A 24,974-nucleotide genomic window follows, 5' to 3' on the forward strand; every position below is an offset into this window, starting at 1 on the left:
CTCGTACCACCTGCACCTGCACCTGCACCTGCACCTGCACCCGTGCCCGTACCCGCCACCGGCGCCGCACGCACGGACGTACGGCGGGAGACGGGTCGCGGCAGGGCGCGCGCGGCAACCACGCCGAGGATCACGACGAGCAGCAGGGCGCCGAACGTCCAGGCGACGCCAAGGGCCTGCGGATGTCGATGATGCGGGGTGCGGAGTGATCCGTCCAACCCCGGGACGGCACGACGTACGGCCATGTGTGCCGGAGCGCTGGACCGAGCACCCGTATGTCACCCGGAAGTTGGGAGGACGGCGGCCTAACGGGGGGCCTGCGCCTGCCAGCCGGCGAACAGCGGCACCTCGCCCGTGCCGTCGAGGACGGCGAAGCCGAAGGGGCGGTCGAAGGCGATCCGTTCGATCCGCCGTGGCCGCGGGGCACTGCCCGGCTGCATCAGGACGACGGTCGCCGCGGCCGCCTCGACCCCCAGCTCGGCCACCTTGACGACGGCCTCCTGGGCGACCGTGGATATCGCCAGCCGCTCCGGCGACAGCCCGGAGAAGTCGGCCTGGCCGGTCGTAGCCCGGTGCACTCCCAGTGCGGGCAGCTGCGGAGTGATGTCGATGGTCGTACGGACCGAGAAGCGCGGCAGCGCGACGGCCACGTCCTCCGCGTCGACGGGCGAGCGAACCCCGCCGGGCGCCCAGGCGGCGGGCAGCACGTCGGCGGGCGCGGCGCCCGCCTCCCCCAGCACGAAGCGCACCCGCGCCCCCTGGTGGTCGCAACGCACCTCGACGACGGTCGCCCCGCACACCCTCCAGGCCTCGCCGGGCCAGGCGTTCCGGTGCATGGTCGGCACCCGGTGGCGTACCCCGCAGGCATCGGTGAAGTCCGCGTCGCGGGTGCGGTGGGGCTCGAAGGGCTGGGCCCAGCGCGCCTTCAGGGCAAGGACGTTGACCAGGGCCAGCACCGTGTCCGGCTGAAGCGGCACCGGCAGCCGCTCGATCAGCCCGCCGGTCCGCTCCCGCACCCACGCGTCGATCGCGTCCGGGTCGATCGCCCCGAACCCGATGCCGGGCAGTGCCTCCCGGTACGCCCGGTAGACCGGCACCAGGCTCCACACCCCGGTCGCGACCGCCAGGGCATCGGTCCCGGCCAGCGCCCGCGCGGCCGCCGTCACGGCCTCGGCCGCGTCCGCCTCCGCCACCCCGAGCAGCGCCCGCAGTTCACCGGCGGTCTCCTTCCGCGCGCCCGCGGCGACGGCGCCGAGGGCCAGCCAGAGCCCGGCGGGCGAGCACACGAAGTCCTGGCTCCCGTCGCCGCCCAGCTCCGGCAGCCACCGCTCGGCCACCGCCCGCACGGCACTCCCGTACACAGCCACCCGCGCCCCCTGCACCACGCCAACCCCCTTCACATCACGGCAAGATCGGTAGTCTCACACGCCTGCTCCGGCGGCGTGGCCGAGTGAGGCAGGATGGGCGGCATGAGCATCGTGAAGATCAATGTGCTGACCGTCCCCGAGGAGCAGCGCGAGGTGCTGGAGAAGCGCTTCGCCGCCCGTGCCGGCTCCGTGGAGAACTCCGACGGCTTCGAGTGGTTCGAGCTGCTGCGGCCCGTCGAGGGCACCGACCAGTACCTCGTCTACACCCGCTGGGCCGACGAGGCCTCCTTCCAGGCCTGGATGGAGGGCCCGATGAAGGCCGCCCACCAGGGCGGCCAGGCTTCGGCGGAGGGCGCCGAGCGCCCCAAGCCGGCTGCCTCCGGCTCCACCCTGTGGTCGTTCGAGGTCGTCCAGCAGGCGGCACCGAAGCAAAGCTGACGCGCGAGCACCCCCGCCGGGTCGTGCGCGGCGGGGGTGTTTCGGGGCGGGGTCGTTCGGGCGGGCCCCTTCGGGGCGGGCACGGGGAGCGGTGCGGTCAGCTCCAGAACCCGTCCGCTTCGTCGATGTCCTCGGTGCACTCGTCGATGTCGGAGATCTTCCCTCCGACCATCGTGAAGAAGAGGCCGCCGTGCTCCTCCAGGCCCCGGTCGCCCCGGTCGGCGCGGAAAGTGTGGAAGGACATGACGTGCCCGCGGCCGTCGGCGAGCACACGTTCGAGCTGGACCTGCATGGTTCCGTTGGTCTCCTCGCCCATCCGGCGGTAGAGCCCCAGCACGGCGTCGCGGCCCTTGTGGTGCCCGGATATCGGGTTGCTGCCGGGTACGTGGTGGACGACATCCGACGTCATGAGGGAACTGAGGGTCTCCACGTCGCCCGCGCTGAACGCTTCGTAGCCCCGGCGCACCAGGGCACTGTCCGGGTGCTCAGCCATAGCGGCTCACACCTGCCTTTCGCGCGTTTTCGGATCATTTCCATCATCCGCCGGGCGATAGAGGCTGTCCACGCCGACCGCCGACCGCCGCCGGGTGGGCGCTCTCAGCGCGCGTGGTCGCGCCTCGGCGCGGTGTCGTACGGCTCCTCCTCATCCGATCCGCACAGCTCCGCGTTCAGCTCCTCGACCAACTGCACCAGGTCCCTGGGCCGGTCGGGCCCCCACCAGTCGCCCAGCAAACGCGCCAGCGACTCCTCCCGGGCCTTGGCCAGTCGGCCCGCCACCTCGCGCCCGCGGTCGGTCAGCATCAGCGGCAGGCCCTCCCGGCGGGCGAGGCCGCGCCCCTCCACCTGCCGGGTCGCCTCGGTGATGATCCGCAGCGGTACGGCGGTCCGCTCGGCCAGCAGCGCGGGCTCGACGGAGCCGTACCGTTTGATGCGCAGCAGCATCCAACTGGACGCGGGCAGCAGGTCGTAGCCCGCCTTCGCGGTGATCTTCTCGTAGATGTGCCTGCGCCCCTCCCGTGTGCCCAACACCGACAGGGCGCGGGCGACCTCGTCGTGCGAGGACCGCTCGACGGGATTGGAGGCGAGGGTCTGGCTGGTGTCCGGTGCGGTGACGGAGCCGCGCAGCTTGTCCTCCTTGAGGAAGCACGCGACGACGAACGCGAGCACGACGACCGGCGCGCCGTAGAGGAAGACATCGGTGATGGACGCGGAGTAGGCGCCCAGCACCGAGGGGCGAAGCTCGGGCGGGAGCTGGGCGATGGCACGCGGATCGGCCTCCAGCTCGGCGGGGCCGATGCCGGGGGGAAGTTCCTGGCCGGCGAGGGCCGCGACGAGTTTGTTGTCGAGCCGGGTGGTGAACATGGTGCCGAAGATGGCCACGCCGAACGAGGCCCCGATGGAGCGGAAGAAGGTCGCGCCGGAGGTGGCGACGCCCAGATCCTCGTAGCGCACGGCGTTCTGGACGACCAGCACCAGAACCTGCATGACCAGGCCGAGACCGGTGCCGAACACGAAGAAGAAGACACTCGTCTCCCACGTGGAACTGTCCGGCCGCAACTGGTGGAGCAGGAGCAGTCCGAGGGCGGTGACGGCCGTGCCCGCTACGGGGAAGACCTTCCACCGGCCGGTGCGGCTGACGATCTGGCCGGAGCCGGTCGAGGCAATCAGCAGGCCGAGGACCATCGGCAGCATGTGCACGCCGGACATGGTCGGGGAGACGCCCTGCACCACCTGGAGGAAGGTCGGCAGATAGACCATCGCACCGAACATCGCGAAGCCCACGATGAAGCTGATCACCGCGCAGAGGGTGAACGTCCGGATCCGGAAGAGCCCCAGCGGAAGCACGGGCTCCGCCGCGCCCCTCTCGACGTGCACGAAGGCGGCCAGCAGGACGGCGCCGAGGACCGCGAGCCCGATGATCCGGGCCGAGCCCCAGCCCCAGGTTCCGCCGAGCGATGCCACCAGCACCAGGCAGGTGGCGACCGCGGCGATGAGGAAGGTGCCGAGGTAGTCGATGGTGTGCCGGGCCGCCGAGCGGACCGGGATGTGCAGTACGCCGGCGATCACCAGCAGCGCGACGACACCGATCGGCAGATTGATGTAGAAGACCCAGCGCCAGGAGAGGTGGTCGACGAAGACGCCGCCGAGCAGGGGTCCGAGGACACTCGTCGCGCCGAAGACCGCGCCGAACAGGCCCTGGTACTTGCCGCGTTCGCGCGGCGAGACGATGTCGCCGACGATCGCCATGGACAGCACCATGAGGCCGCCGCCGCCCAGGCCCTGGAGCGCGCGGAAGCCGATGAGCTGGGGCATGTCCTGGGCGATGCCGCAGAGCGCGGAGCCGATGAGGAAGATGACGATGGCGGCTTGGAAGAGCTTTTTCCGGCCGTACTGGTCGCCGAGCTTGCCCCACAGCGGGGTGGCGGCGGTCGAGGCCAGCATGTACGCGGTGACTACCCAGGAGAGGTGGTCCATGCCGCCCAGTTCGCTGACGATCGTCGGCAGCGCGGTGGAGACGATGGTCTGGTCGAGCGCGGCGAGCAACATGCCCAGCAGCAGTGCGCCGATCGCGACCAGAACCGACCGCGGCGCCTGCCCGCCGCCGGGGGCCACGGCCGGGGTGGCCACTTCCTGAGCCATGGACTCCTCCTCGGGTCCGCCGGTCCTCTCCATCCTGATCGTTTTGGCCGGTTCCGGCCTGTTGGGCAGTTGGGCGATCCGCTAGGGGTCTGCATAATCGCTTGGCAGCAGCCAGGGAGGGGACCCGGAGTGAGCGCACAGCGCTGTCCACAATGCGGCACGGTAAGGGGCGCGGACGGGAGTCACGGCTGCGCCTGCGCGGAGCGCGCGGCGGAGGCGGTCCGCGCCGGGCGCACCGCGGAGATCGCGGCGGCGGAGGACTTCGACCCGCTGCGGATACGTCCGTACGTGACGCTCAGCGAGACGGAGCCCGCGCCGGAGCGTGCGGCTCCGCCGCTGCTCGGTGTCGTACAGCCGCCTTCGGAGCCCGTGCCGGGTCCCGTACGGGAGGCGGCGGGCCACCCGGCGGAAACGATGCAGCTCTTCCCGCTGCGGGCGGCCGCGGCTGGGGCCGCGCCCGGCGGCGCGGACACGCGGTCGGCGTCGGCGAGGCGGCGCCGCAGACGTGTGCCGGTGGCGGCCGTCGGCGCGGCCACGCTCGCGGTGATCGGGGTCAGCGCGTTCGCGGCGGGGGTGTTCTCGGACGGTTCCGAGGTCGAGCTGTCGATGCCGGAGGTACGGACATCCGCGCCCGCCGTCAGCGTGCGGCCGGACATCTCGGCCTCCACCTCGGACTCCCCGTCCCCGTCGCCGTCGGCCTCCGTGTCGGCTTCGCCGACCGCGTCCGCGTCGGCCTCCGCGTCGCCCACGCCGTCGGCCAGTGCCTCGCCGAGCAGCTCGAAGCCGGCGGCCGAGTCGCCGTCGCGCCCGCCGGCGAGCGAGAGCGCACCGGCGGATCCGACCCGGTCCCGGATACCGGGACCGCCCGAGCTGCGCTACGGCGACGAGGGTGCGGAGGTGCTCGAACTGCAGCGGCGGCTGGAGCAGCTCCAGCTGTACGACGGGCCGGAGAACGGCAAGTACGGGCGGCGGGTCGAGAGCGCGGTCGCCGAGTTCCAGATGTACGCCGGCGTCAGTGAGGACGAGAGGGGCGTCTACGGCGCGGAGACGCGCAGCCGGCTGGAATCCCTGACCCACGAGCCGTAGGTCCGGTCGTCGGCCCGGGTAGCGCAAACCGGCCTCAGTTTTGTACCGTAGGGAAACAAAGTGGTTCCGTCCGTACTCCCTGACCGGCGGACGGGACCGCTTGTTTCACTTCTCCCGCGCTCTGGAGCTCGCCGATGCCGGCCACCACCCCCGTTGCCCTGACCGCCCGCGCCCTCCTGTTGGACATGGACGGGACGATCGTCAACTCCGATGCGGTGGTGGAGCGCTGCTGGCGGGAGTGGGCACTGGAGCACGGGCTGGACCCGGAAGAGACGCTCAAGGTCGTCCACGGCAGGCAGGGTTACGCGACGATGGCCGTCCTGCTGCCGGAGCGGCCGATGGAGCAGAACCACGCGGACAACCGCGTGATGCTCGCCCGCGAGACGGCGGACACGGAGGGCGTCGTCCCGGTGGCGGGCGCGCCCGCGTTCATGGCGGCGCTGGCGGAACTGCCGCATGCGCTGGTCACGTCGGCGGACGAGGCGCTGGCGCAGGCGCGTATGACGGCCGCGGGCCTGCCGATGCCGCGGATACGCATCACCGCGGAACGGGTCGGGGCGAGCAAGCCGGACCCGGAGGGCTTCCTGAAGGGAGCGGCGGAGCTGGGCTTCGACCCGGCGGACTGCATCGTGTTCGAGGACTCGGAGGCAGGCATCGAGGCGGGCCGCGCGGCAGGCATGCGGGTGGTGGGCGTGGGCCCACGAGCAGAAGCCCACAACCCGACAGCACACGCGGCGGACCTGACACGGGTAACCGTGGAGCGCACGGGGTCGGGCGAACTGAGGGTGACGATCGGCGGACGCCGAACGGGGGCAGGGGGCCGACGGTGGTCAGGGGCACGCGGTTCGGCGTAACCCGGGGCCGCCTGGCTTGAGAGTCTGGCGGGCCCAGTCTCCCTGGCCACCCCTGGGGCGATGCGCAACACCCACCACCCGGTGGCCGCTGAGCCGGCGGCCGGGTCCACCCCGGAATGACCGCGTCCCCAGCCGCCCACCGGCTTGCGGCCGGGCACGGGCCCCGGGCCGGCGGCGGAGGCCCCTACCCGGCCACCGCCTCGTACAGGCTGAACGCCGCCAGCGCCAGCATCGCCAGCGCCGCCACCTTCGTGATCAGCCGCAGTGGTACGTGCTTCATCAGCGTCCGGCCGCCCAGGATGCCGATACCCGCCACCGCCCACAGCGCCAGTACCGCGCCCAGGCCCACCGAGAGCGGGTTGTCGTAACGTGCCGCGAGGTTCGCCGTCATGATCTGTGTCAGGTCACCGAACTCGGCGACGAGGATCAGCATGAATCCCGCGCCCGACACCTTCCAGAACGACTGGTCCGCCGGCGCCTTGACCTCCTCCTCGCCCTCGTCCTTCTTCAGCAGCAGCATCGCCGCGCCGATCAGGAAGAGAACACCGACGAACGCCTGCACCAGCCGGTGCGGCAGCAGCGTCAGCACACTCCCCGCCGCGATCGCCAGCGCGACGTGTACGGCGAAGGCCGCCGCCACACCGGCGAACACGTACGACGCCCGGTAGCGCGTACCGAGCACCAGGCCCGCCATGGCCGTCTTGTCGGGGAGCTCGGCAAGGAAGACGACGCCGAAGGCGATCGCCATGATGGTGAAGCTGATCACAGGTGGGTTCCTCGATCGGTCGGGCGTGCCGCACCGAGAGACCTGACTGTTTCAGGGGTCGCTTCGGCACGGCAGCGTCATCAAAAAACAAGGACACTGCGGCCGAAGGTCTCGCTGGCGGACCTGAACCACAGTCCGCCTCCGGGCGCCGGCTGAGCGAACTCAGCAGTATGTCGACGTTCCGGCGAAGAGCTACTCCCCTTCTGCTCCGTCCAGGGTACGCGACCGGGCCTACCGCCCTCAGGGCCGAAGGTCCCGGTGCAGCCTCCCCCGGGCCACCAGCTCCAGCACCACCGCGACCGCCACCGCCTGCACCGCCATCAGTGCGACCAGCACAAACAGCTGCACAGCCGCCGCCAGCGCCGGCGACGACCCGGCCAGCAGCATGCCCACGAAGGCCCCCGGGAGCGTGACCAGGCCCACGGTCCGGGTCTGGTCGAGGCCGGGCAGCAGTGCATCGGACGCGGCCGGACGGGCGATCTCCAGGCGCGCGTCCCGGTCCAGGAACCCGAGCGCCATCCCCGCCTCGACCTCACCCCGCCGCACCTCGAGTTCGTCCAGCGCCCGCCGGCCGCCCAGCACTGTCGCCGTGAGGGCGCCGCCGATCAGGATCCCGGCGACCGGGATCAGCGCGATCCCGCGCACCGGGACGAGCCCTGTCAGCACCAGCGCGGCGACCACGGGCCCGACCGCCACCCCGATCGGTACCGCCGCCCACCACCACGTGCTGTTGCCCGTGATGCGCCGGCCCGCGGTCCACACCGCCACCCCGTACATCAGCAGCAGGAAGGCGAGCAGCAACGGGAGCGCCCGCACCACCCACCCGATGAGCAGCGACACGGCGGCGAGTTGAACCGCCGCCCGCAGGCCCGCGGTGACGACGGCGCGGGCCCGGCCGCGACCGCCGTCCTCCGACAGCCGGGCGAACGCGACAACGGCCGCGGCGACAGCGAGCAGTACGGCAAGAACGGCCGCGAGGGTGAAGTTCACCGGCAGCAGCGCCTGACCGGCGGCCCGCAGGGGGTCGAGACGAACGGCAACAGCAACGGCAACGGCAACACCGGCATGGACGTGCACGCCGCAACCCTATGACCCCCACCGGAACATGGCGGCGCGTCAGAACACTTGATGTGACGTGCCCATGTCGCCACCCTGTTACCTGGCGCCCATCCCAAGGCAACCTCGCGCCGCCACGATGGCCGGGCCCCGCAGGGGTCGCACGGCCAAGGTCCCCCCATTTCAAGGGAGTTCGTATGTCCGGTGTCTACGCGCGTCGAATAGCCGTTGTCGCAGCAACCGCCGCCCTCGCCGGCAGCAGCCTGCTCACCGCCCCCGCCGCCCAGGCCTCCCCGCCCACCCCCATCAGCGCGTCCACCGCCCGTACCTACCTCGGGCAGCTGACGGTGAAGACGGAAGGTTCCTCCAGCGGCTACAGCCGCGACCTCTTCCCGCACTGGAGCACCCAGTCGGGCGCCTGCAACACCCGTGAGGTCGTCCTCAAGCGCGACGGCTCGAACGTCCAGCAGGACTCCAGCTGTGCGGCCGTCAGCGGCAGCTGGTACTCCGAGTACGACGGCGCCACCTGGACCGCCGCCTCCGACCTGGACATCGACCACGTCGTCGCGCTCGCCGAAGCCTGGCGCTCGGGCGCCAACAGCTGGACCACGTCCAAGCGCCAGCAGTTCGCCAACGACCTCACCCGGCCCCAGCTCATTGCCGTCACCGACAACGTCAACCAGTCCAAGAGCGACCTCGACCCGGCCGAGTGGCTGCCGCCGCTCACCTCCTACCGCTGCACCTACGCCCGGATGTGGGTCCAGGTGAAGCACTACTGGGCCCTCAGCATCGACTCGGCCGAGAAGAGCGCCCTCCAGGGAGTTCTGAACGGCTGCTGAGAAAGACACGGCCGGAAACTCCCCGCCGCCCTCCGTCGTTCCGTACCGTACGGGGCGACGGAGGAGGGGCTGAAATGGCCGGACTGCGACTGGGACCACTGCTGCGCCATGTCGACTGGGACACCGGGGACGCGGCGGTCGTCTGGATCGAGGCCGACCGCCCCTGCACGGCCGAGGTCCGCTGCGAGGACGGCGCGGGCGGCTCGGTGCGTACGTTCCAGATCGCCGGGCACCACTACGCGCTGATCCCGGTGACCGGCCTGACGCCGGCCTCCGAGACGGCGTACGAGGTACTGCTCGACGGCCGCCAGGTGTGGCCGCTCGCCGACTCGCGCTTCCCGGCGAGCACCATCCGTACACCCGCCGTCCCGTCCGGATCCGTCCGTATCTCCTTCGGCTCCTGCCGCTGGGCCGCACCTCCCGGCGGCGGGAAGGATCCGGTCGGGCCGGACGCCCTGGACATGCTGGCCGCCCGGCTGTCCTCCGCCCCCTCCGCCGAGCGGCCCGACGTACTGGTGCTGCTCGGCGACCAGGTGTACGCCGACGAGACGTCCAAGGCCACCCGCCGCTGGCTGGCAGCCCGGCGCGATCTGAGCGAGCCGCCGGGGTACGAGGTCGCGGACTACGAGGAGTACACCCGCCTCTACTACGAATCGTGGCTGGATCCCGACGTCCGCTGGCTGCTCTCCACCATCCCCAGCTGCATGATCTTCGACGACCACGACGTCATAGACGACTGGAACACCAGCGCCGCCTGGCTGGCCGAGATGCGGGCCACGCCCTGGTGGCAGGAGCGCGTGCTCAGCGGCCTGATGTCGTACTGGGTCTACCAGCACCTCGGCAACCTCTCCCCCGCCGAGCTGGCCGACGACGAGACGTACGCCGCGGTCCGCGCCACCCCGGACGGCACCGACGCACTGCGCCGCCTCGCGTCCCGCGCCGATGCGGAACCGCAGTCCGTGCGCTGGAGCTACCGCCGCGACTTCGGCACGACCCGGCTGCTGATGGTGGACACCCGGGCCGCCCGCGTCCTGGAGGAGCAGAACCGGTCCATGCTCGACGCCGAGGAGGAGCAGTGGGTACGCGACAGCGCCCTCGCCGGCCACGGGACGTACGAACATCTGCTGATCGGCACATCGCTGCCCTGGCTGCTGCCGCCCGCCGTCCACGACGCGGAAGCCTGGAACGCCGCTCTGTGCCGCGGCGAGCGCGGCGCGCGCTGGGCGGAGATCGGCGAGAAAGTACGCAGGAACAGCGACCTGGAGCACTGGGCGGCCTTCCCCGACTCCTTCGCCACGCTGGCCGACCTGATCGCCGAGGCAGCCACCGGCCCGGACGCCCCGGCGACGGTGTGCGTGCTGTCGGGCGATGTGCATCACGCGTACGTCGCCGAGCCGTCCTGGCCGGACGGCCGCGTACCGGACGCGCACGTCGTGCAGTTGACCTGCTCGCCCGTGCACAACCGCATCCCCGCCTCGATAAAGCTCGGCTTCCGCTTCGGCTGGAGCCGCGCCGGCCGGCGGCTGGGGCTGGCACTGGCCCGGCACGGCCGGACGGGGCTCCCGCCGGTCGAATGGAAGAAGACCGGCGGGCCGTGGTTCGGGAACCAGTTGATGACGCTGACGCTCCGCGGGCGGTCGGCGGTGCTGCGGCTGGATCAGGCGCAGGCCGGGCCGGCAGGCGGCTCGCGGCTGACGACCGTACTGGAGCGGGATCTCGGCGGTCCGGCCTGACGCGGTCCGGCCGAACGCGGCCCGGCCAACAGGGCGGCGGGACTGGGGCGTCGGGGCGGTGAAGGCGGCTCAGGTGGAGGCGGCGCTCAGGTGAGGACGGCGCGGGCGCGGTCCGCCAGGGGAGCAGCTGGGTGACGGGAGCGGCCGAGCGAAGTGATCCGCGGAACATCGCGGCCCCACGCGATCTCCACAGAAACTCCAGGCGTACGCTGTATGGCTGTATAGCCGCCCCTGCCGCTCCCCTGCGACGTCGCGGCGTTGTTTTCGAACCGGGGAGTTACGTTGCTCGAGAGTGTGGGGGCGCTGACCGCCAGCCCATGGATCTACGCAGTGGTGGCCGCCTCCGTCGTCCTGGACGTCTTCCTCCCCGTACTCCCCAGCGGAGTCCTGGTCATCGCGGCCGCCACCGCCGCCGCGGGCTCGACCACCGCCGCCGGAGCCGCCGGGCGTGTACCGCAGGACGTCCCCGACATCCTCGCCCTGATGGTGTGCGCCGCGGCGGCGTCCGTACTCGGCGACCTCGTCGCGTACCGGCTGGCCTGGCGCGGCGGTGACCGTCTCGACCGCGCGATCGCCCGCTCGCGCAGGCTGACGACCGCGCAGGAACGTCTCGGCACGGCCCTCACCCGAGGCGGCGGCGCCCTGTTCGTCATCGCGCGATTCGCTCCGGCCGGCCGCTCGGTGGTGTCCCTGGGGGCGGGCGCGGCCCACCGCAAGGTGATGGAGTTCCTGCCCTGGTCGGCCCTCGCGGCCGTGGCCTGGGCCGGATACAGCGTGGGACTCGGCTACTTCGGCGGCCAGTGGCTGGGCGCTACCTGGCTCGCCACGGCGGTCTCGCTCCTCGCGCTGTTCGCGGCGGGCGCGGCGGCGGCGTTCGTCGTACGGCGGCCCGTTCCGGCATCCGCCCGCTGATTCACCCGGCCGGGACCAAGAACCACCCGGCCGGGACCACGGATCAGCCGGCGTGGCCGGCCGCCGCCGTCCTGTTGCCCCGCACCTCGATGCCCTCGAGCAGCAGCCTGGTCGCCTCCGCGACGGCGTCCACGGCCTGCTCGAAGACCTCGCGGTTGTGGGCGGCGGGCGCCCGGAAGCCCGAGACCTTGCGTACGTACTGCAAGGCGGCGGCCCGCATCTCCTCCTCGGTGGCTTCCTCGGGGATGGCGGGCGGGCGGAGAGTCTTGATGCTGCGGCACATACCCCCAGTGTGGTTCATCCGGTGCGAACGGCGCCCGAATTACGCGAGTGCCAAAATAGGGTAAAAGCACAGTCCCGGGGAGCCCTCAGGGAAGCCTCGGGATTCCTCGCGCGGGAGGCCACGATGACGGCGTCGGCGTCGCAGAGCGCAGAGCCCACCCCTCGCCGGGGCCTGTGGCCCGGGATCGCCGGGCTCGTGGCCGGAGGGCTGCTCATCGCGGGTTATGCGCTCGCCTGGCGCATGCCCGACATCGAGGAGAAGGACGCGGTCAGGAAGGTCGTGGCCTTCTACCGGAAGGACAGCAACCAGGCGCTGTCCGAGACCCAGGTGTTGCTACTGCTGGCGGCGGCCCTGCTGTTCATGTTCTTCCTCGTCGCCCTGTCCCGCAGGGCGGGAAACCGGTCGCACCTGGTGCTGGTGGGCGGCACGGTGTTCACCGTGTTCCTCATGGTCTCGGCGCTCGCGGGCAACACCTTCGGGATCACCGCAAGCCATTCGGAGGCCTTCCAGGTCGGTCCGCAGACCGCGCTCATCGCGATCCTGCTGATGGACATCGCGTACGGCGCGACGATCGCGGCGATGACGGGAGCGGCGGTCATGCTGTTCGCGCTCTGGCGGGTGTCACGTGACACCGGCGCCGTACCCGTGCGGCTCGGCTGGTTCGGACTGGTGGTGGCGGTGCTGTCGCTGGCCGGACCGTTCAGCGCGTGGTTCACTCCGCTGCTGCTGGCCGTGTGGATGATCGCAGCGGGTGTGATCCTGATCGCGAGGGCCCGCGGCGCACGCGAAGTCAGCGACGGAGCGGCAGGCGGCCACCACCGGTAGCCCAGGGCCTGACGACCCGAGAAACCCAGCCGGCGCTCGGCCGTCAGGCGCGCTCGGCCATCACGCGGGCCGCCTCGTCCACCGGGGTGTGCGGCGGTACCACCACCAGGTCGCAGCGGCCGACTCCGTACGAAAGCAGGCAGATACGGCGCCGGTCGGCCGCGGCGGCGGACCGGTTGATGTGCACCACGCGGCCGGCCACGGCCATCCGGCGCGGCCCCGCGAGCCACTGGGTGCCGTCCACCGTGACGCGGGTGATACGGCCCCACCTCGCACTCAACGCCGCCAGCAGTGAGGGGAGTTCGTCGCGCAGATCGTGCGAGCGGGGCCACCACGCGCCGTCGATGCGGCGCGGCCCGCCTTCCGGCCCCGCCAGTGCGAGCCGGACGGGGAGCACATGATGTGCGGCGACCATCTGCATACCGGCCTCGGACGTCATGGCCGTCCGGCGGGCCATATACCCGCACCCGCCGCCGACCGGAACGATCTCGTACGCCCAGCCTACTGCGCCACATCCGCCCGCCCCTGATCGCCGCCCACCCGGCAGGCAGTCACCCGGTCGGGTGGTCCGCCGCCCTCGTGCGCCTGTTGCCGTGCCCGTCGCGGCGGTACGCCGCGAGGATGCGGCGTGATCTCCGTACACCACAGTCCCGTAGGCCGAGGCAGGAACCCCGTACGCCGAGGCCGCGTCGCGCCGCTCCCGCTCGGCCTCGGCTGCCTCGCCGCACTCTCCCTGCTGCCGGCCCTGCCCGCGGCGGCCGCACAGCCGCCGGCGCCCCCGCCCGTCCGGACCACAGCCGCCGAGGAGCGCGTCGCGGCCCACCTGGACGCCATCCGCAACCGCCCGGAGGCGTTGCGCGCGTTCATTCGGGACCTGCCCAAGGGCGGTGACCTGCACAATCACCTCTCCGGGGCGGCCTCGACCGAGCTGCTGATCCAGCTCGCGGCCGAGGACGGGCTGTGTATCGACACCAAGACCCTGACGGCGGTCCCCGCACCGTGCGGTGCGGGCGCCCGGCCCGCCACCGACGCCCTTGCCGACAACAGCTTCCGGCAGCAGGTGATCCGCGCCTGGTCGATGCAGGACTTGCCCGCGGGGGAGAACGGCCACGACCACTTCTTCGCCACGTTCGGCAGATTCGGGGAGGTGGCCTGGCGCAACCGCGGGAAGCTGCTCGCCGAAGTGGCGAACACGGCGGTCGAGCAGAACCAGTTCTATCTGGAGACGATGGTCTCCCCCGCCTCGACCGAGGCCCGTGAGCTCGCCGACGCCGTGGGCTTCGACGAGGACCTGGACCGGATGCACGACGCGCTCCTGGCCGGGGGGAGGCTGGACGCGGCGGTGAAGGCGGCGCGCGCGGAGGCCGACGCGGCCGACGCGCAGTTCCGCGGGGCCGCCCACTGCGACTCACCCCGTCCCGATCCGGGCTGCGCGCTGCCGGTCCGGTGGATCTCCCAGGTGTTGCGCGGCAGCTCGCACGAGCGGGTCTTCACCGAGATGGCGCTCGGCATGCGGCTGGCGGAGCGCGATCCGAGGTTCGTCGCGGTGAACCTGGTCCAGCCCGAGGACTGGGACAGCTCGCTGCGCAACTACCGGCAGCACATGCGGATGCTCGACCACCTGCGGCGCGAGTACCCCGGCGCGCACATCACCCTGCACGCCGGTGAACTGACTCCCGGTCTGGTCAAGCCGGAGGACCTGAGCTTCCACATCCGCGAGGCGGTCCTCACCGGCCACGCCGAACGGATCGGACACGGCGTCGACGTACTGCACGAGGACAACCCCCAGCAGCTGCTGCGCACGATGGCGGCGCGGCGGGTGGCGGTGGAGGTTCCGTTCACCAGCAACGAGCAGATCCTCGGCGTCTCGGGCGCCGAGCACCCGTTTATGACGTACCGCCGGTACGGCGTGCCCGTGGTGCTGGCCACCGACGACCCCGGGGTCTCGCGCAGCGACATGAGCGCCGAGTACCTGCGTGCGGCGCAGATGTACGGGCTGAGCTACCCGGCGCTGAAACACCTGGCCAGGGCCTCGCTGGACCACGCGTTCCTGCCCGGCCGCAGCCTGTGGCGCGGCAACCCGGCCCGCCTGGGCCACGTACCGGCCGCGCCCTGCCGTCAAGACCACCCCGGAGCCGGCACCCCGAGCCGTGCCTGCGCGGCGTTCCTGGCGGCCAGCCCGAAGGCGACGCTGGAATGGCGCCAGGAGGCGGCATTCACCCGCTTCGAGGGCCGCAGGCTGATGCGGACCCCACAGGCCGACTCTAGACTGTCGAACGCACGAAAAGATCTGAATTAGGGAGGTATGCACCATGGCCAAGCGAGGCAACAAGCGACGCGCCCGCAAGAAGAAGAAGGCCAACCACGGCAAGCGTCCCAACGCCTGAACCACCTGGACCGGATGCGGTTGATGTCAGATGCGGACGCCAAAGACCCCCAGCCTTGATCGCGGATTCCAGCGGTCGTCGCCACACGTGATCAGTGTCAGGCGGTCGTGAGGAGTGTATGCAGGCGCTCGGCTGGAGTTTCCCAGCCGAGCGTTTTGCGTGGCCGGCCGTTCAGTTCGGCGGCGACGGCGTCGAGGTGCTCGCGGGTGTGAACCGACAGATCGGTGCCCTTGGGGAAGTACTGCCTCAGCATACCGTTCGCGTTCTCGTTCGAGCCGCGCTGCCAGGGGCTGGCCGGGTCGCAGATACGCCGCAACCGGCACCCCACGAACGGCCAGTACGGCCGCATGCCGCGCAGGCCCGCGCCAAGGCGCGCAGCACGCCGGGCCGTCAACGACTCCGTCTGGTCCACAATCATTGTCAACGGCGGAATGGAGCCGCCGCGATGACGAGTCCAGCACTCCTGCCTGCCGGCGAGCCTCTGGGCTTGCTCGAGCCGTGTGCGGTGAATAGCTGCTTGCACGGTTCTGAGGGGGCGGGGACGTAGTAAGGCGTCCCCGCTACCCGACTGATCATCGGCAAGGACAACGGCTCCGCCATCGGCACCCTGGTCGAACGCTCCACCCGCTACGTGATGCTCCTGCACCTGCCCAACGGCCGCGGCACCGAACCGGTCCGCGACGCGCTGGTGGAGAGCGTGAAGACGATGCCGGCCCATCTGACGCGGTCACTGACCTGGGACCAGGGCAGCGAGATGGGACGGCACCACGAGTTCACCGTCGCCACCGACAGACGACGAAACGACCCGCTCAGCCCGCACTCGGTGTGCGGGCTGAGCGGGTCTCTTCCTCGTTGGGTTGGTGCCCTTGCGCCACCGCTTGCCGGTACGCCGGTTGATGCCGACGATCCGGCACGCTTCCCGGCTGCTCACTCCTTGGTCCATGAGCCGGAAACCTGACGCTGGAGGAACGTCTCTACTGCGGCGGATCGGATCGCCTCGGAGCTGGACCGCAGCCCGTCGACGATCAGCCGGGAGTATTCCTCCCGCTCACGGACCAGCTTCTTGCGTCCCTGTGACGAGCGGATCTTGCGGATCTCGAAGGCCATCGCATCCCCGGAGGTCGGGTGTTGCGATGACCGCTAGAACTCAAGTTCGGCCGGGCCGCGGGGCGCTTTCGTGCGTCCGGGGAGGGTTGACCTCCGGATCGGTCACCCGCCAACATGACTACTGGACCAGTCCACTAGCCAGGGGAAGAGCAATGGCACTGCCCAAGTACGAACAGATCGCAGCCGACTTGCGGGGCAGGGTAGTCCGCGGCGAACTCACAGCCGGCGCGGCGCTGCCCTCCGAGCGGGAGCTGACCGAGCGCTGGGGAGTCTCCCGATCCACCGTCGTCAAGGCCCTTGAGGTGCTACGGCAGGAAGGGCTCGTCGACACACGCCAGGGCACCGGCTCCACCGTCCGCGAGCGCACACCCCTGGCGCGGACTGCAGGCGAGCGATATGCGACAGCGGTGGCCACCGGCTACATCTACACCGCAGGCGAGTACGCCGAGATCGTGTCTGCGGAAACCGTCCCCGCGCCAGGGGACGTCGCAACCGCCCTGGGAATCGAGCCCGGCCAACGCGTCGCATGCCGCCACCGCGTCACCTTCGAGGGCGAGATCCCGACCGCCACCTCGCGCAGCTGGTTCACAGCTGAAGTGGCGGACGCCGCCCCGCGGCTGCTGCTGCGTGAACGCGTCCGGGAAGGGACGACGCGGTACGTCGAGATGCAGACCGGCCGACGGCCGCACACCGGGCGGGACTGGTGGACGGCGCGGCTCGCGACGGACGAGGAGCTCGAGCTGCTGCGACTGGACGGGCCGTTGGCCGTGTCCGAGGCGCGCCATGTGGTCTACGACTCCGAGGGCCGGCCGCTGGCGTACGAGGTGAGTGTCAGCCCGGGTGGACGCTGGTCGCGGACGGAAGAGTATTCGATGGGCGGCTGACCGTCCGTCAATCTTGGTGAAGGCCCCCGTCGTTGGCGGGGGCCTTTTCCATGCCCAACCATTGACCTGACTGGTCCACCGGTGGACCATGCGTGTACGGGGCGTTCATAGGGGAGCGCTGACAGTTACCGCAGGGGTCCCATCATGTCCCACGTCATTCGCGGTGCCCGCGGGGCCGCCCGGCTGACACAAGCTCAGTTAGGCAGGACTTGCGGCTACTCGGCGTCGGCGATCTCCAGGATCGAGGCCAACAAGCTCCGACCGGAGCACTCTGCGATGCTGCTCATGGCCGAGGTGTTGGGCATCCCACCTGAGCGGCTGTGCGGTTCCGCTGTGCCGCACGGCCCGGTGGTCGCTACGGTGGCGAGCGAGCGGCTGTCGGACGAGGAGGATGCGGTGCGTCGTAGGGAACTTCTGGCCGGGGCGCTCGCTGCGGGTGCGACGGCCATGGTAGGCACCGGCGCGACATCGGCCGCCGCCGTATCAGGGGACTCGGCAGCCAGTCTTGAGGAAGCCCTGTTCCGGCTTCCGGCCGCCGACGCGGTGCCGCTAGCCGTCCTGACCGCGCAGACGGTTGCGGCGCGGCGGACCTTCCAAGCGGCCCGCTACAGCGATCTCGGCCACTCGCTGCCGGGACTGCTCACTGCGGCCGAGGCGACCCGGGACGCCGCGACCGGGCGGGCACGTCAGCAGGCGGCGGCGGTACTGGCCCGGGCGTACGTACTCACTGCGGAACTGGCGACCAAGCAGCACTCCGACGCGGCGTGGGTTGCTGCCGACCGGGCGCTTATCGCAGCCCGTGCCAGCGGGTCGCCGGTGCCAGTCGGGGAGGCGTCCCGGGTGCTGGCAATCACGATGCGCCGCTCCGGCCGCTGGTCGTCCGCGGTGAACCTCCTCACCCGCGAGGCAGCCGAGTTGGACCCGTCCAGGGAACGCACCGGGGCCGTACGAACCACGCTTCTGCTGACCGCCGCGTACTCAGCGGCGTCCGGCGGCGACCGCTCGACGGCACTCGCTCTGCTCGACGAGGCGGAGGAGTACGCCGAGCGTCTGCCGGCGGTCCAGGGCCTCTTCACCGTGGAGGCGACCCGGGCCCAGGTCGACGTCTACCGGATCGGGGTCCTCAACGCGCTCGGGACGCCGGACGAGGGCGTGAAGGTGGTGGCCGGGCTGAACATCGGCTTCATGCCGACACCGGAGCGCCGCGCACGAGCTTGGACGGACACCGCCCGCATGTGGCACGCCCTGGGCAACGGGCAGCAGACGTTCGCGGCGCTGCGGCGGGTGGAGCAGGAGGCGCCCCAGGAGGTGCGGCGTCCGGCGCTGCGGGCACTGACGTCGGATCTGCTGTACGGGCCCGCTCGGGTGCAAGGGCTTCGTGAGTTCGCGATCCGTACCGGAGCGCTGGCTGCCTGACCACGGTCCAGCTCTCACTGCTCGGCCACGGCCGCGGGGTCGATGTGTCCCTTGCCATTCACCCAGCCAGGGGGCCAGTTCTGCCCCGTCTCGCCAACGGCATCCTGACGAACCTCGTTGACTCCACGTCATCGAAGGTTTCGGTCTGCCAGTCGCCGGACGCCGAGCCACCGTCTCGTCATGTTCCCACTGCACCATGGGAACCAGCCAAGATCGGACCTTTCTCCCAGGTCAGAGCGCCGATGCAAAAAGACGGCCGGAGCCCCCGCACAGTGGGCTCCGGCCGCGTTCTTGGGCCGTGCGGTTCCGTCTTCGGGATCCGCCGTACAGGTCAGAGGTCGAGGCCGGTGAGGACCAGGACCCTCTCGTACGTGTAGTCGTCCATCGCGAAGCGCACGCCCTCGCGGCCCACGCCGGACAGCTTGGCGCCGCCGTACGGCATCTGGTCCGCGCGGTACGAAGGAACATCGCCGACGATCACGCCGCCGACCTCGAGCGCGCGATGCGCGCGGAACGCGGTCTGCACGTCGTGCGTGAACACGCCTGCCTGGAGGCCGTACTTGGAGTCGTTGACCGCGGCGAACGCCTCGGCCTCGCCGTCGACCTTCTTCAGCGTCAGAACCGGGCCGAAGACCTCCTCGCAGGAGATCGTGGTGTCCGCCGGGACGTCGGCGAGCACGGTGGGCGCGTAGGACGCGCCGTCGCGCTTGCCGCCGGTCAGCAGCTGGGCGCCGGCGTTCACGGCCTCGTCGACCCAGGACTCGACGCGCAGGGCGGCGTCCTCGCTGACCAGCGGGCCGACGTCGGTCGTGGCGTCGGCGGGGTCACCGGTGACCTGGGCCTCGACGGCCGCGACGACCTTCGGGACGAGACGGTCGTAGACGGAGGCGTCGGCGATCACTCGCTGGACGGAGATGCAGGACTGGCCGCCCTGGTAGTTCGAGAAGGTGGCGATACGGGTCGCCGCCCAGTCGAGATCCTCCTCGGAGGCGAAGTCGCCCAGGACGACGGCCGCGCCGTTGCCGCCGAGCTCCAGGGTGCAGTGCTTGCGCGGCACCGAGTCCATGATCGCGTAGCCGACCTTCTCGGAACCGGTGAAGGAGATGACCGGCAGGCGCTCGTCCTTGACCAGGGCCGGCATCCGGTCGTTGGCGACGGGGAGCACGGACCAGGAGCCGGCCGGCAGCTCGGTCTCGGCGAGCAGCTCGCCGAGGATGAGGCCGGAGAGCGGGGTGGCCGGGGCAGGCTTGAGGATGATCGGCGCGCCTACGGCGATGGCCGGGGCGACCTTGTGGGCGCACAGGTTCAGCGGGAAGTTGAACGGCGCGATGCCGAGCACGGGGCCCTTGGGGAAGCGGCGGGTCAGCGCGAGGCGGCCGACGCCGCCGGCGTCGGTGTCCAGGCGCTGGGCCTCGCCGCCGTTGAAGCGGCGCGCTTCCTCGGCGGCGAAACGGAACACGGACACGGCGCGGCCGACCTCGCCGCGCGCCCACTTGATCGGCTTGCCGTTCTCGGCGGAGATCAGCTGGGCGATCTCCTCGGTGCGCTCGGTGAGCCGCTTGGAGACGTGGTCGAGGGCAGCGGCGCGGACGTGCGCCGGGGTCGCCGCGAACTCGGCCGTGACGGCGTGCGCGGCGGCGACGGCCTCCTCGACCTGGGCCTCGGTCGGGACGCTGACCTTGCCGACGAGACGGCCGTCCCAGGGGGAGGTGACGTCGAAGCTGTCCTCGCCGGTGGCCTGGCGGCCGGCGAGCCAGAAGGCGTGGGTGGAAGTCACTGTGATTCCCGGCCCTTCCGAAGATTGGGGGTCCTGTCGCCACCACGGTAGGGGCCGGGCTGCCGAATGGCGTTTGTCCGGGGTGGAGTGGTCGGTGCGGGGTGCCTGCCGGTTTGTCGGTGGCGGGTCGCGCGGTCGCGCGGAGGGCGCGCGGGGCGCGGGGCGGCGCGGGGCGCGGGTTGCGCGGCGCGGGGCGCGGGTTGCGCGGCGCGGGGCGCGGGTTGCGCGGGGCGGGCCGGGTCTGGGCGGTGGGTGTCCGTGCCGGGCGCCGCGGCCTCCGGGAGGGGCGTCCGGGACTGCATGATTTACGGCGCGTTCGGCAGCGCTGTGTTCTTGGCCCGGTGCCCTGCGCCACAAATCACGCTCTTACGTCCCGGACACCCCTCCCTCCGACCCCGTCACCCTCCCGCCGTCCCAGCCACGGGTACCGGCAGGCCCGCGGTTCAGCGCCCCGGTCTTCGCCCCTTCGGGGAGCGGGCGCGTTCCGGGGGGGGCCGGGGGCTTGCCCCCCGGGTTCGGGAAAGGGCGGGGTGGGGGAATTCCACCGGGCTTGGTCAGGACGGCGTTGTCGCCTTTAGGGCCAGCCAGAGTTCCATTCGGACGTCCGGGTCGTCCAGCGAGCGGCCCAGGATCTCCTCCACCCGGCGCATCCGGTAGCGGAGCGTGTGACGGTGGACGCCCAGGTCCGCCGCGGCCGCGTCCCACTGGCCGTGGCGGGAGAGCCAGGCGCGCAGGGACGCCACCAGGTCACCGCGGCCGGTCGCGTCGTGCTCGTGCAGTGCCCTGAGCATGCCGTCGGCGAAGGCCCGTACCGCGTCGTCGGCGAGCAGCGGCAGGACCGAGCCGGCCGCCACCTGCTCGTGCTCGACCAGCGTGCGGCCCCGGCGGCGGGCCACGGCCAGGGCCTGGTCCGCCTGCTTGTACGCGGCTGCCGCGGCGATCGGGCCGGCCGGGGCGGAGAGGCCGACGACGACTTCGTCGGGTTCGGCAGGCTCGTGCGGCCGGGAGGCCGCCCCACGCCGGGTCTCCACGGCGTCGGCGTGCTCGGCGCAGGCGGTGACCGCCGCGCCGCCGTCGGCGGCGAGGACGATGAGGCGTTCGCCCTCCGGTACGAGCAGGAGCGACTCGCCGGCCCGCGCGGCGGCGCTCTCCAGCGCGTCGGCCAGCGCCGTGAGGGGGGCGGCCGCAGGCTCGGTGGGATCCTCGGCGGCGGCCACCGCCTCGGCGATGACCAGGCGGAAGGGGGCGTCCAGCAGCGCCCCGTAGAGGTCGCCGGCGACGGCCCGTGCGTGGTCCGGTTCGCCGGCGAGCAGCATCTTCAGGACCGCCGCGCCGAGGCGGGTCTCCGCGTCCTGGAGCGAGCGGGAGCGCTCGGTGCTGAGGGTGAGCAGGGCGACCGCCGAGTGGACGGCGTAGCGCTCGGCGGTGCCGAGGGGAGCGCCCGTACCGACTGCCAGCGCTCCGCGCGCCCGCCGTCCCGTACCGAGCGACTGGAGTTCGACGCGGTCCTCGGAGCCGCCGACGACGGCGCTCGCGGGGGCGGGCCGTTCCCGGAGCCGTTCGACGTCGGCGGTGAGCCGGGCCGCCCGGCGCGCGGCCCAGTCCGGTGCGGCCGCGACGACGGCGCCGGAGGTGTCGTACAGCGCGGCCCAGCCGTGGACGTGCGCGGCGAGCCGGGCGAGGAGTTCGGCGGGGCCCTCGGGGGAAAGCGCGGCCCGGGTCAGCTCGCGCTGTGCCTCGAAGCCGGCGGTGACGGCCCGGTACTGGTCGGCGGCGTTGGCGGCCGAAACGGCCTTGCTGATCGCGAGGAAGGGCGTGCGCTGCGGTACTTCGAGCAGCGGGAGGTCCGCCTCCTTGGCCGCGTCGACGAGCGCCTGCGGGATGTCCTTGTAGTAGACCCCGACCGCGAAGCCGAGCCCGACGACGCCGGCGCCGACGAGCCGCCGCACGTAGCGGCGCATCGCTTCCGCGTCCTCGGCGTCCAGTTTCATCGCCGTGATCAGGAGCAGCTCGCCGCCCTCCATGTACGGGACGGGGTCGGCCAGTTCGCTGACGTGGGCCCAGCGCACGGGCGTCTCCAGCCGGTCCTCACCCGCGCGCACGGTGAGTTTGAGCGCGGAGTGATGGACGAGGGAGGCGAGTGTGGGGGGCATGGGACCTTCAGCGATCGGCAGAGGATTTAGCCGTCCCGTATGAACGGCTCATGTCGATTCTGCCAGGGCGTATGGATTCCCCGCACCGGGTTCAGCCGCGCAGGTCCACCAGCAGGGGCGGGGCGTGCTCTCCCCGTACGGTCGTCAGCGACAGCACCGCGTGGCCCATGGGCACGGCGTGGGCGAGGTCGGAGGCCGACCACCGCTCGCGTTCGACCTTCCGTACGGTGATCGCGTCCGTCGTCACGGCCTTTCCGGTGACCAGCTTCCGGAACGCGTGGACCGCCCGGGTGAGCGGCTGGTCCGCGAAGACCGTACGGCTGGTGACGTCCCGGGTCTCCACCCACTCGGTGCCCCATGCCTCGGCGAACCGCTTCCCGTCCCAGGTCGTCACCCCGGAGAACGCCATCCGGCAGCCGACCGCGCCCAGCACAGCGGGGCGCAGCGGTTCCGGGACGTCGTCGAGCGTACGGAGTGTGAGGACCGCTCCCGCGTTGGCCGTGCGGAGTCGCTGGATGCCGCGGACGGTTTCGGCGGTGAGGGTGTGCGAGGCGTCGTCGAGGACGAGGCAGGCGAACAGCGAGCGGTCGGCGCGGGCCGCCGCGCTCGCCGTGAACTGCGCGAGGACCAGCCGGGCCAGCATCCGCGACGCCTCGGCGTGCCCGCGCTCGGGCAGGTCGATCCGGACCCGGAGCGGGTGTTCGAGGGAGCGCAGCGAGAACGGGCGGGCGTCGTCGCCGGTGTCGAAGAAGCCCGCGAAGGCGGGCCGGTCCAGGAGTGCCACGCGGTCGGCGAGCAGCACCCCCGGATCGCCGGGCGCGCCGCACTGGCGGGCGCGCGCGTCGAGCTCGCGCTGGAGGGAGTAGTGCCCGCCGCCGTCCAGCGCCTCGCGCAGGGTGGCGAGCGCGGTCGGTACGCCGTCGAGGAGTTCGCGCAGCTCCGGTACGGAAGGGAAGCGGCTGTAGGCCGCGCGGTACGGGCCGAGCAGCTGGGCGAGCGCGGTGGCCGCACGGCGGCTGTCGACGTCCGGGAGGTCGCCGATGAAGGCTTCGGCGAGCAAGGCCGCGGCCTCGTCCGGATCGGTCGTACCGCCGTACAGGTCGAGGTCGTAGGCGGACGCCGGGTCGCCGAGCTTGACGACCACGTCGTACGCCTCGTCGGGCCCGAGCTGCGCTCCGACCGCGCCCACCGCGATGACGGCGGCCTGCCCGGCGATCGCCTGGAGCGCGAGGGACTCGACCACCGGCCGGACCAGGTGGCTGGTCTTGCCGGCCCCCGGCGGGCCGACTGCCAGCAGCGACGTGCCGAGCAGGGCGGGGTCGAGGGCGACGGCGGTGCCCCGCCGGGGGTAGGGGTTGCGTTCGCTCGGGTCGGCCGAGCCGATCCGTACCTGGCGTACGAGGAGATCGTGCCGGGCGGCGCGTACGGGCAGGTCACGCGCCCCGGAGGGATGCGTGCACGCGGCCGCGCCCTGACGCAGCACGGCGCCGGTGAACGCGTCCAGGCGGGAGGGGTCTGCCTGTACGGACTGCCAGGCCCGCCGGATCCGCGCGTGGTCGACGTCGTTCATCCGGCCGCCGGCGATCTCCGCAGCTAGCCGGTCCGCGGCCTCGCCGAGTCCCGCGGCACGCAGCTGCGGCCATGCGACGGGATCGTTTTCGCCGCCCGGCTGTGCGGGCGGCGCCTGTTGCCGCTCCTTCTGCGGCCCGGACAGCCGCCGCATACGGCCGAGCAACCCGATCAAGCCGCCGAGCCAGGCGAAAACCAAGACGACGGCCAGGTAGATCGCCGCGTCCGCCACATCGACGAGGGCCCTGTTGGCTTCTCGGTCGCTCCCGTAGGGCAGAAGGCTGTAAACCACGGGCCGGACCGGCACCATGAGGTTGCTGACCAGCAACATCACCAGCATGGCGCCGACCGCGGCGGCGCCCGCCCGGACCCACGGGCCACGAGCCGCGATCAGTCGGTCAAAAGCGCTCCGCCAGTTGCCCAGCCGGCCGAATCCGTAGAGAAGCGCTCCGGTGAATAGCAGCTCATAGAGTGGCAGGGCGGTCTCGCCCCCCTTCCGCCTGACCGCGTCCCCGCTCAGCGGCTCCCACCAGTCCTGGGGGGTGAAGAGTTTCAGCGGGACAGTCCAGTACGGGATGTATCCGTTCCGCAGCAGCGACCAGACCAGAGTGCACGCCAGGATCGAGATGACGGCGCCGCTCAGTAGGGCACGGTCGGGGGCTTCGGCGGCCTCTTCCGGGGCTCCCGGCCGATGGCCGTACCGCCAGACGCCCGGTTCGGCCTCCGGGCGGGGGGTACGCAGCCATTCGGTCAGGGACGGGCCGGTGGCCGGCGGGAGTGCGGGCATGGGCGGCGGGCCGGCCGGGCGGGGCACCTGACCGGCCTGGGTGCCGCGTGCGTCGTACGTGCCCTCGGTGTCCATGTGCTGCCCCTCGTCCCCTG

22 protein-coding genes and 4 pseudogenes are annotated in these 24,974 nt (G+C 72.0%); 12 read left to right on the forward strand and 14 right to left on the reverse strand.

Annotation, left to right across the window (positions count from 1 at the left end):
* Positions 1 to 53: 53 nt before the first annotated feature.
* Both NLX86_RS00300 and NLX86_RS00305 read right to left on the reverse strand, forming a co-directional pair.
* A pseudogene (locus NLX86_RS00300) lies at positions 54 to 179 on the reverse strand (DUF2029 domain-containing protein); the annotation flags it as partial.
* 126 nt (positions 180 to 305) lie between these two features.
* Complete coding sequence (locus tag NLX86_RS00305) at positions 306 to 1,385, reverse strand: serpin family protein (protein WP_254369480.1); 1,080 nt, start codon at positions 1,383 to 1,385, stop codon at positions 306 to 308.
* Positions 1,386 to 1,469: 84 nt separating this feature from the next.
* On the opposite strand from NLX86_RS00305, the gene NLX86_RS00310 reads away from it, so the two are divergent.
* Positions 1,470 to 1,805: an antibiotic biosynthesis monooxygenase gene (locus NLX86_RS00310; protein WP_254369481.1), complete on the forward strand. Its 336-nt coding sequence runs from the start codon at positions 1,470 to 1,472 to the stop codon at positions 1,803 to 1,805.
* Positions 1,806 to 1,902: 97 nt separating this feature from the next.
* Here NLX86_RS00310 and NLX86_RS00315 read toward each other — a convergent pair whose 3' ends face one another.
* Entirely contained in the window at positions 1,903 to 2,298 is a 396-nt protein-coding gene (locus NLX86_RS00315; protein WP_254369482.1) for a nuclear transport factor 2 family protein, read from the reverse strand.
* Between the two features lie 104 nt (positions 2,299 to 2,402).
* Positions 2,403 to 4,526: pseudogene (locus NLX86_RS00320) on the reverse strand (DHA2 family efflux MFS transporter permease subunit); the annotation flags it as partial.
* Positions 4,527 to 4,574: 48 nt separating this feature from the next.
* On the opposite strand from NLX86_RS00320, the gene NLX86_RS00325 reads away from it, so the two are divergent.
* Positions 4,575 to 5,531 (forward strand): peptidoglycan-binding protein, encoded by a 957-nt coding sequence (locus NLX86_RS00325; RefSeq protein WP_254369484.1) that lies wholly within the window; start codon positions 4,575 to 4,577, stop codon positions 5,529 to 5,531.
* 134 nt (positions 5,532 to 5,665) lie between these two features.
* A complete protein-coding gene (locus NLX86_RS00330) occupies positions 5,666 to 6,385 on the forward strand; it encodes an HAD-IA family hydrolase (protein WP_254369485.1) in 720 nt (239 codons plus the stop codon).
* A gap of 184 nt (positions 6,386 to 6,569) precedes the next feature.
* Here the strand turns inward: NLX86_RS00330 and NLX86_RS00335 are convergent, their stop codons facing one another.
* The gene (locus NLX86_RS00335; RefSeq protein ID WP_254369486.1) at positions 6,570 to 7,151 is read right to left on the reverse strand and encodes a TMEM165/GDT1 family protein; all 582 of its coding nucleotides are present in this window, start codon (positions 7,149 to 7,151) and stop codon (positions 6,570 to 6,572) included.
* Positions 7,152 to 7,391: 240 nt separating this feature from the next.
* Complete coding sequence (locus NLX86_RS00340; protein WP_254369768.1) at positions 7,392 to 8,150, reverse strand: ABC transporter permease; 759 nt, start codon at positions 8,148 to 8,150, stop codon at positions 7,392 to 7,394.
* Between the two features lie 254 nt (positions 8,151 to 8,404).
* On the opposite strand from NLX86_RS00340, the gene NLX86_RS00345 reads away from it, so the two are divergent.
* The 3 genes from NLX86_RS00345 to NLX86_RS00355 all read left to right on the forward strand — a co-directional run bounded on the left by NLX86_RS00345 (position 8,405) and on the right by NLX86_RS00355 (position 11,691).
* Complete coding sequence (locus NLX86_RS00345) at positions 8,405 to 9,046, forward strand: HNH endonuclease family protein (RefSeq protein ID WP_254369487.1); 642 nt, start codon at positions 8,405 to 8,407, stop codon at positions 9,044 to 9,046.
* A 74-nt stretch (positions 9,047 to 9,120) separates the two neighbouring features.
* On the forward strand, positions 9,121 to 10,779 hold the full coding sequence (locus NLX86_RS00350) for an alkaline phosphatase D family protein (protein WP_254369488.1): 1,659 nt from the start codon (positions 9,121 to 9,123) through the stop codon (positions 10,777 to 10,779).
* Between the two features lie 282 nt (positions 10,780 to 11,061).
* Positions 11,062 to 11,691, forward strand: a complete 630-nt coding sequence (locus NLX86_RS00355) for a DedA family protein (protein WP_254369489.1) — start codon at positions 11,062 to 11,064, stop codon at positions 11,689 to 11,691.
* Positions 11,692 to 11,734: 43 nt separating this feature from the next.
* On the opposite strand, the gene NLX86_RS00360 is transcribed toward NLX86_RS00355, so the two are convergent.
* On the reverse strand, positions 11,735 to 11,974 hold the full coding sequence (locus NLX86_RS00360; RefSeq protein ID WP_254369490.1) for a DUF2277 domain-containing protein: 240 nt from the start codon (positions 11,972 to 11,974) through the stop codon (positions 11,735 to 11,737).
* A 123-nt stretch (positions 11,975 to 12,097) separates the two neighbouring features.
* On the opposite strand from NLX86_RS00360, the gene NLX86_RS00365 reads away from it, so the two are divergent.
* Positions 12,098 to 12,799, forward strand: coding sequence for a hypothetical protein (locus NLX86_RS00365; RefSeq protein ID WP_254369491.1), 702 nt, complete (start codon positions 12,098 to 12,100; stop codon positions 12,797 to 12,799).
* Between the two features lie 43 nt (positions 12,800 to 12,842).
* Here NLX86_RS00365 and NLX86_RS00370 read toward each other — a convergent pair whose 3' ends face one another.
* Complete coding sequence (locus NLX86_RS00370; protein WP_254369492.1) at positions 12,843 to 13,256, reverse strand: DUF5994 family protein; 414 nt, start codon at positions 13,254 to 13,256, stop codon at positions 12,843 to 12,845.
* 276 nt (positions 13,257 to 13,532) lie between these two features.
* Here NLX86_RS00370 and NLX86_RS00375 point away from each other — a divergent pair, with 276 nt between their 5' ends.
* On the forward strand, positions 13,533 to 15,098 hold the full coding sequence (locus tag NLX86_RS00375) for an adenosine deaminase (protein WP_254369769.1): 1,566 nt from the start codon (positions 13,533 to 13,535) through the stop codon (positions 15,096 to 15,098).
* A 13-nt stretch (positions 15,099 to 15,111) separates the two neighbouring features.
* Positions 15,112 to 15,186, forward strand: coding sequence for a 50S ribosomal protein bL37 (locus tag NLX86_RS34925; RefSeq protein ID WP_100661309.1), 75 nt, complete (start codon positions 15,112 to 15,114; stop codon positions 15,184 to 15,186).
* Positions 15,187 to 15,283: 97 nt separating this feature from the next.
* Here NLX86_RS34925 and NLX86_RS00380 read toward each other — a convergent pair.
* A pseudogene (locus tag NLX86_RS00380) lies at positions 15,284 to 15,490 on the reverse strand (transposase); the annotation flags it as partial.
* A 264-nt stretch (positions 15,491 to 15,754) separates the two neighbouring features.
* Between NLX86_RS00380 and NLX86_RS00385 the strand changes: the two are divergent.
* Positions 15,755 to 15,976 (forward strand): annotated as a pseudogene (locus tag NLX86_RS00385) (transposase); the annotation flags it as partial.
* On the opposite strand, the gene NLX86_RS34930 reads toward NLX86_RS00385, so the two are convergent.
* Positions 15,914 to 16,129 carry a hypothetical protein gene (locus NLX86_RS34930; protein WP_374213807.1) on the reverse strand — a complete coding sequence of 72 codons (216 nt, stop codon included), beginning with the start codon at positions 16,127 to 16,129 and terminating at the stop codon, positions 15,914 to 15,916. The pseudogene NLX86_RS00385 and the gene NLX86_RS34930 overlap by 63 nt on opposite strands.
* Positions 16,114 to 16,293, reverse strand: coding sequence for a hypothetical protein (locus NLX86_RS00390; protein WP_254369493.1), 180 nt, complete (start codon positions 16,291 to 16,293; stop codon positions 16,114 to 16,116). The genes NLX86_RS34930 and NLX86_RS00390 overlap by 16 nt, the downstream gene beginning before the upstream one ends.
* Positions 16,294 to 16,445: 152 nt before the next feature.
* On the opposite strand from NLX86_RS00390, the gene NLX86_RS00395 reads away from it, so the two are divergent.
* Both NLX86_RS00395 and NLX86_RS00400 read left to right on the forward strand, forming a co-directional pair.
* Complete coding sequence (locus tag NLX86_RS00395; RefSeq protein ID WP_254369494.1) at positions 16,446 to 17,177, forward strand: GntR family transcriptional regulator; 732 nt, start codon at positions 16,446 to 16,448, stop codon at positions 17,175 to 17,177.
* A 144-nt stretch (positions 17,178 to 17,321) separates the two neighbouring features.
* Positions 17,322 to 18,593: a helix-turn-helix transcriptional regulator gene (locus tag NLX86_RS00400; RefSeq protein WP_254369495.1), complete on the forward strand. Its 1,272-nt coding sequence runs from the start codon at positions 17,322 to 17,324 to the stop codon at positions 18,591 to 18,593.
* Positions 18,594 to 18,924: 331 nt separating this feature from the next.
* On the opposite strand, the gene NLX86_RS00405 is transcribed toward NLX86_RS00400, so the two are convergent.
* From NLX86_RS00405 to NLX86_RS00415, 3 genes are all read right to left on the reverse strand, one after another.
* Positions 18,925 to 20,370 (reverse strand): aldehyde dehydrogenase family protein, encoded by a 1,446-nt coding sequence (locus NLX86_RS00405; protein ID WP_254369496.1) that lies wholly within the window; start codon positions 20,368 to 20,370, stop codon positions 18,925 to 18,927.
* Positions 20,371 to 20,924: 554 nt separating this feature from the next.
* Positions 20,925 to 22,523 (reverse strand): PucR family transcriptional regulator, encoded by a 1,599-nt coding sequence (locus NLX86_RS00410; RefSeq protein WP_254369497.1) that lies wholly within the window; start codon positions 22,521 to 22,523, stop codon positions 20,925 to 20,927.
* Positions 22,524 to 22,614: 91 nt separating this feature from the next.
* The gene (locus NLX86_RS00415; protein ID WP_254369498.1) at positions 22,615 to 24,954 is read right to left on the reverse strand and encodes an ATP/GTP-binding protein; all 2,340 of its coding nucleotides are present in this window, start codon (positions 24,952 to 24,954) and stop codon (positions 22,615 to 22,617) included.
* Positions 24,955 to 24,974: the final 20 nt, after the last annotated feature.

This window comes from Streptomyces sp. A3M-1-3 (assembly GCF_024213665.1).
Lineage (GTDB): Bacteria > Actinomycetota > Actinomycetes > Streptomycetales > Streptomycetaceae > Streptomyces.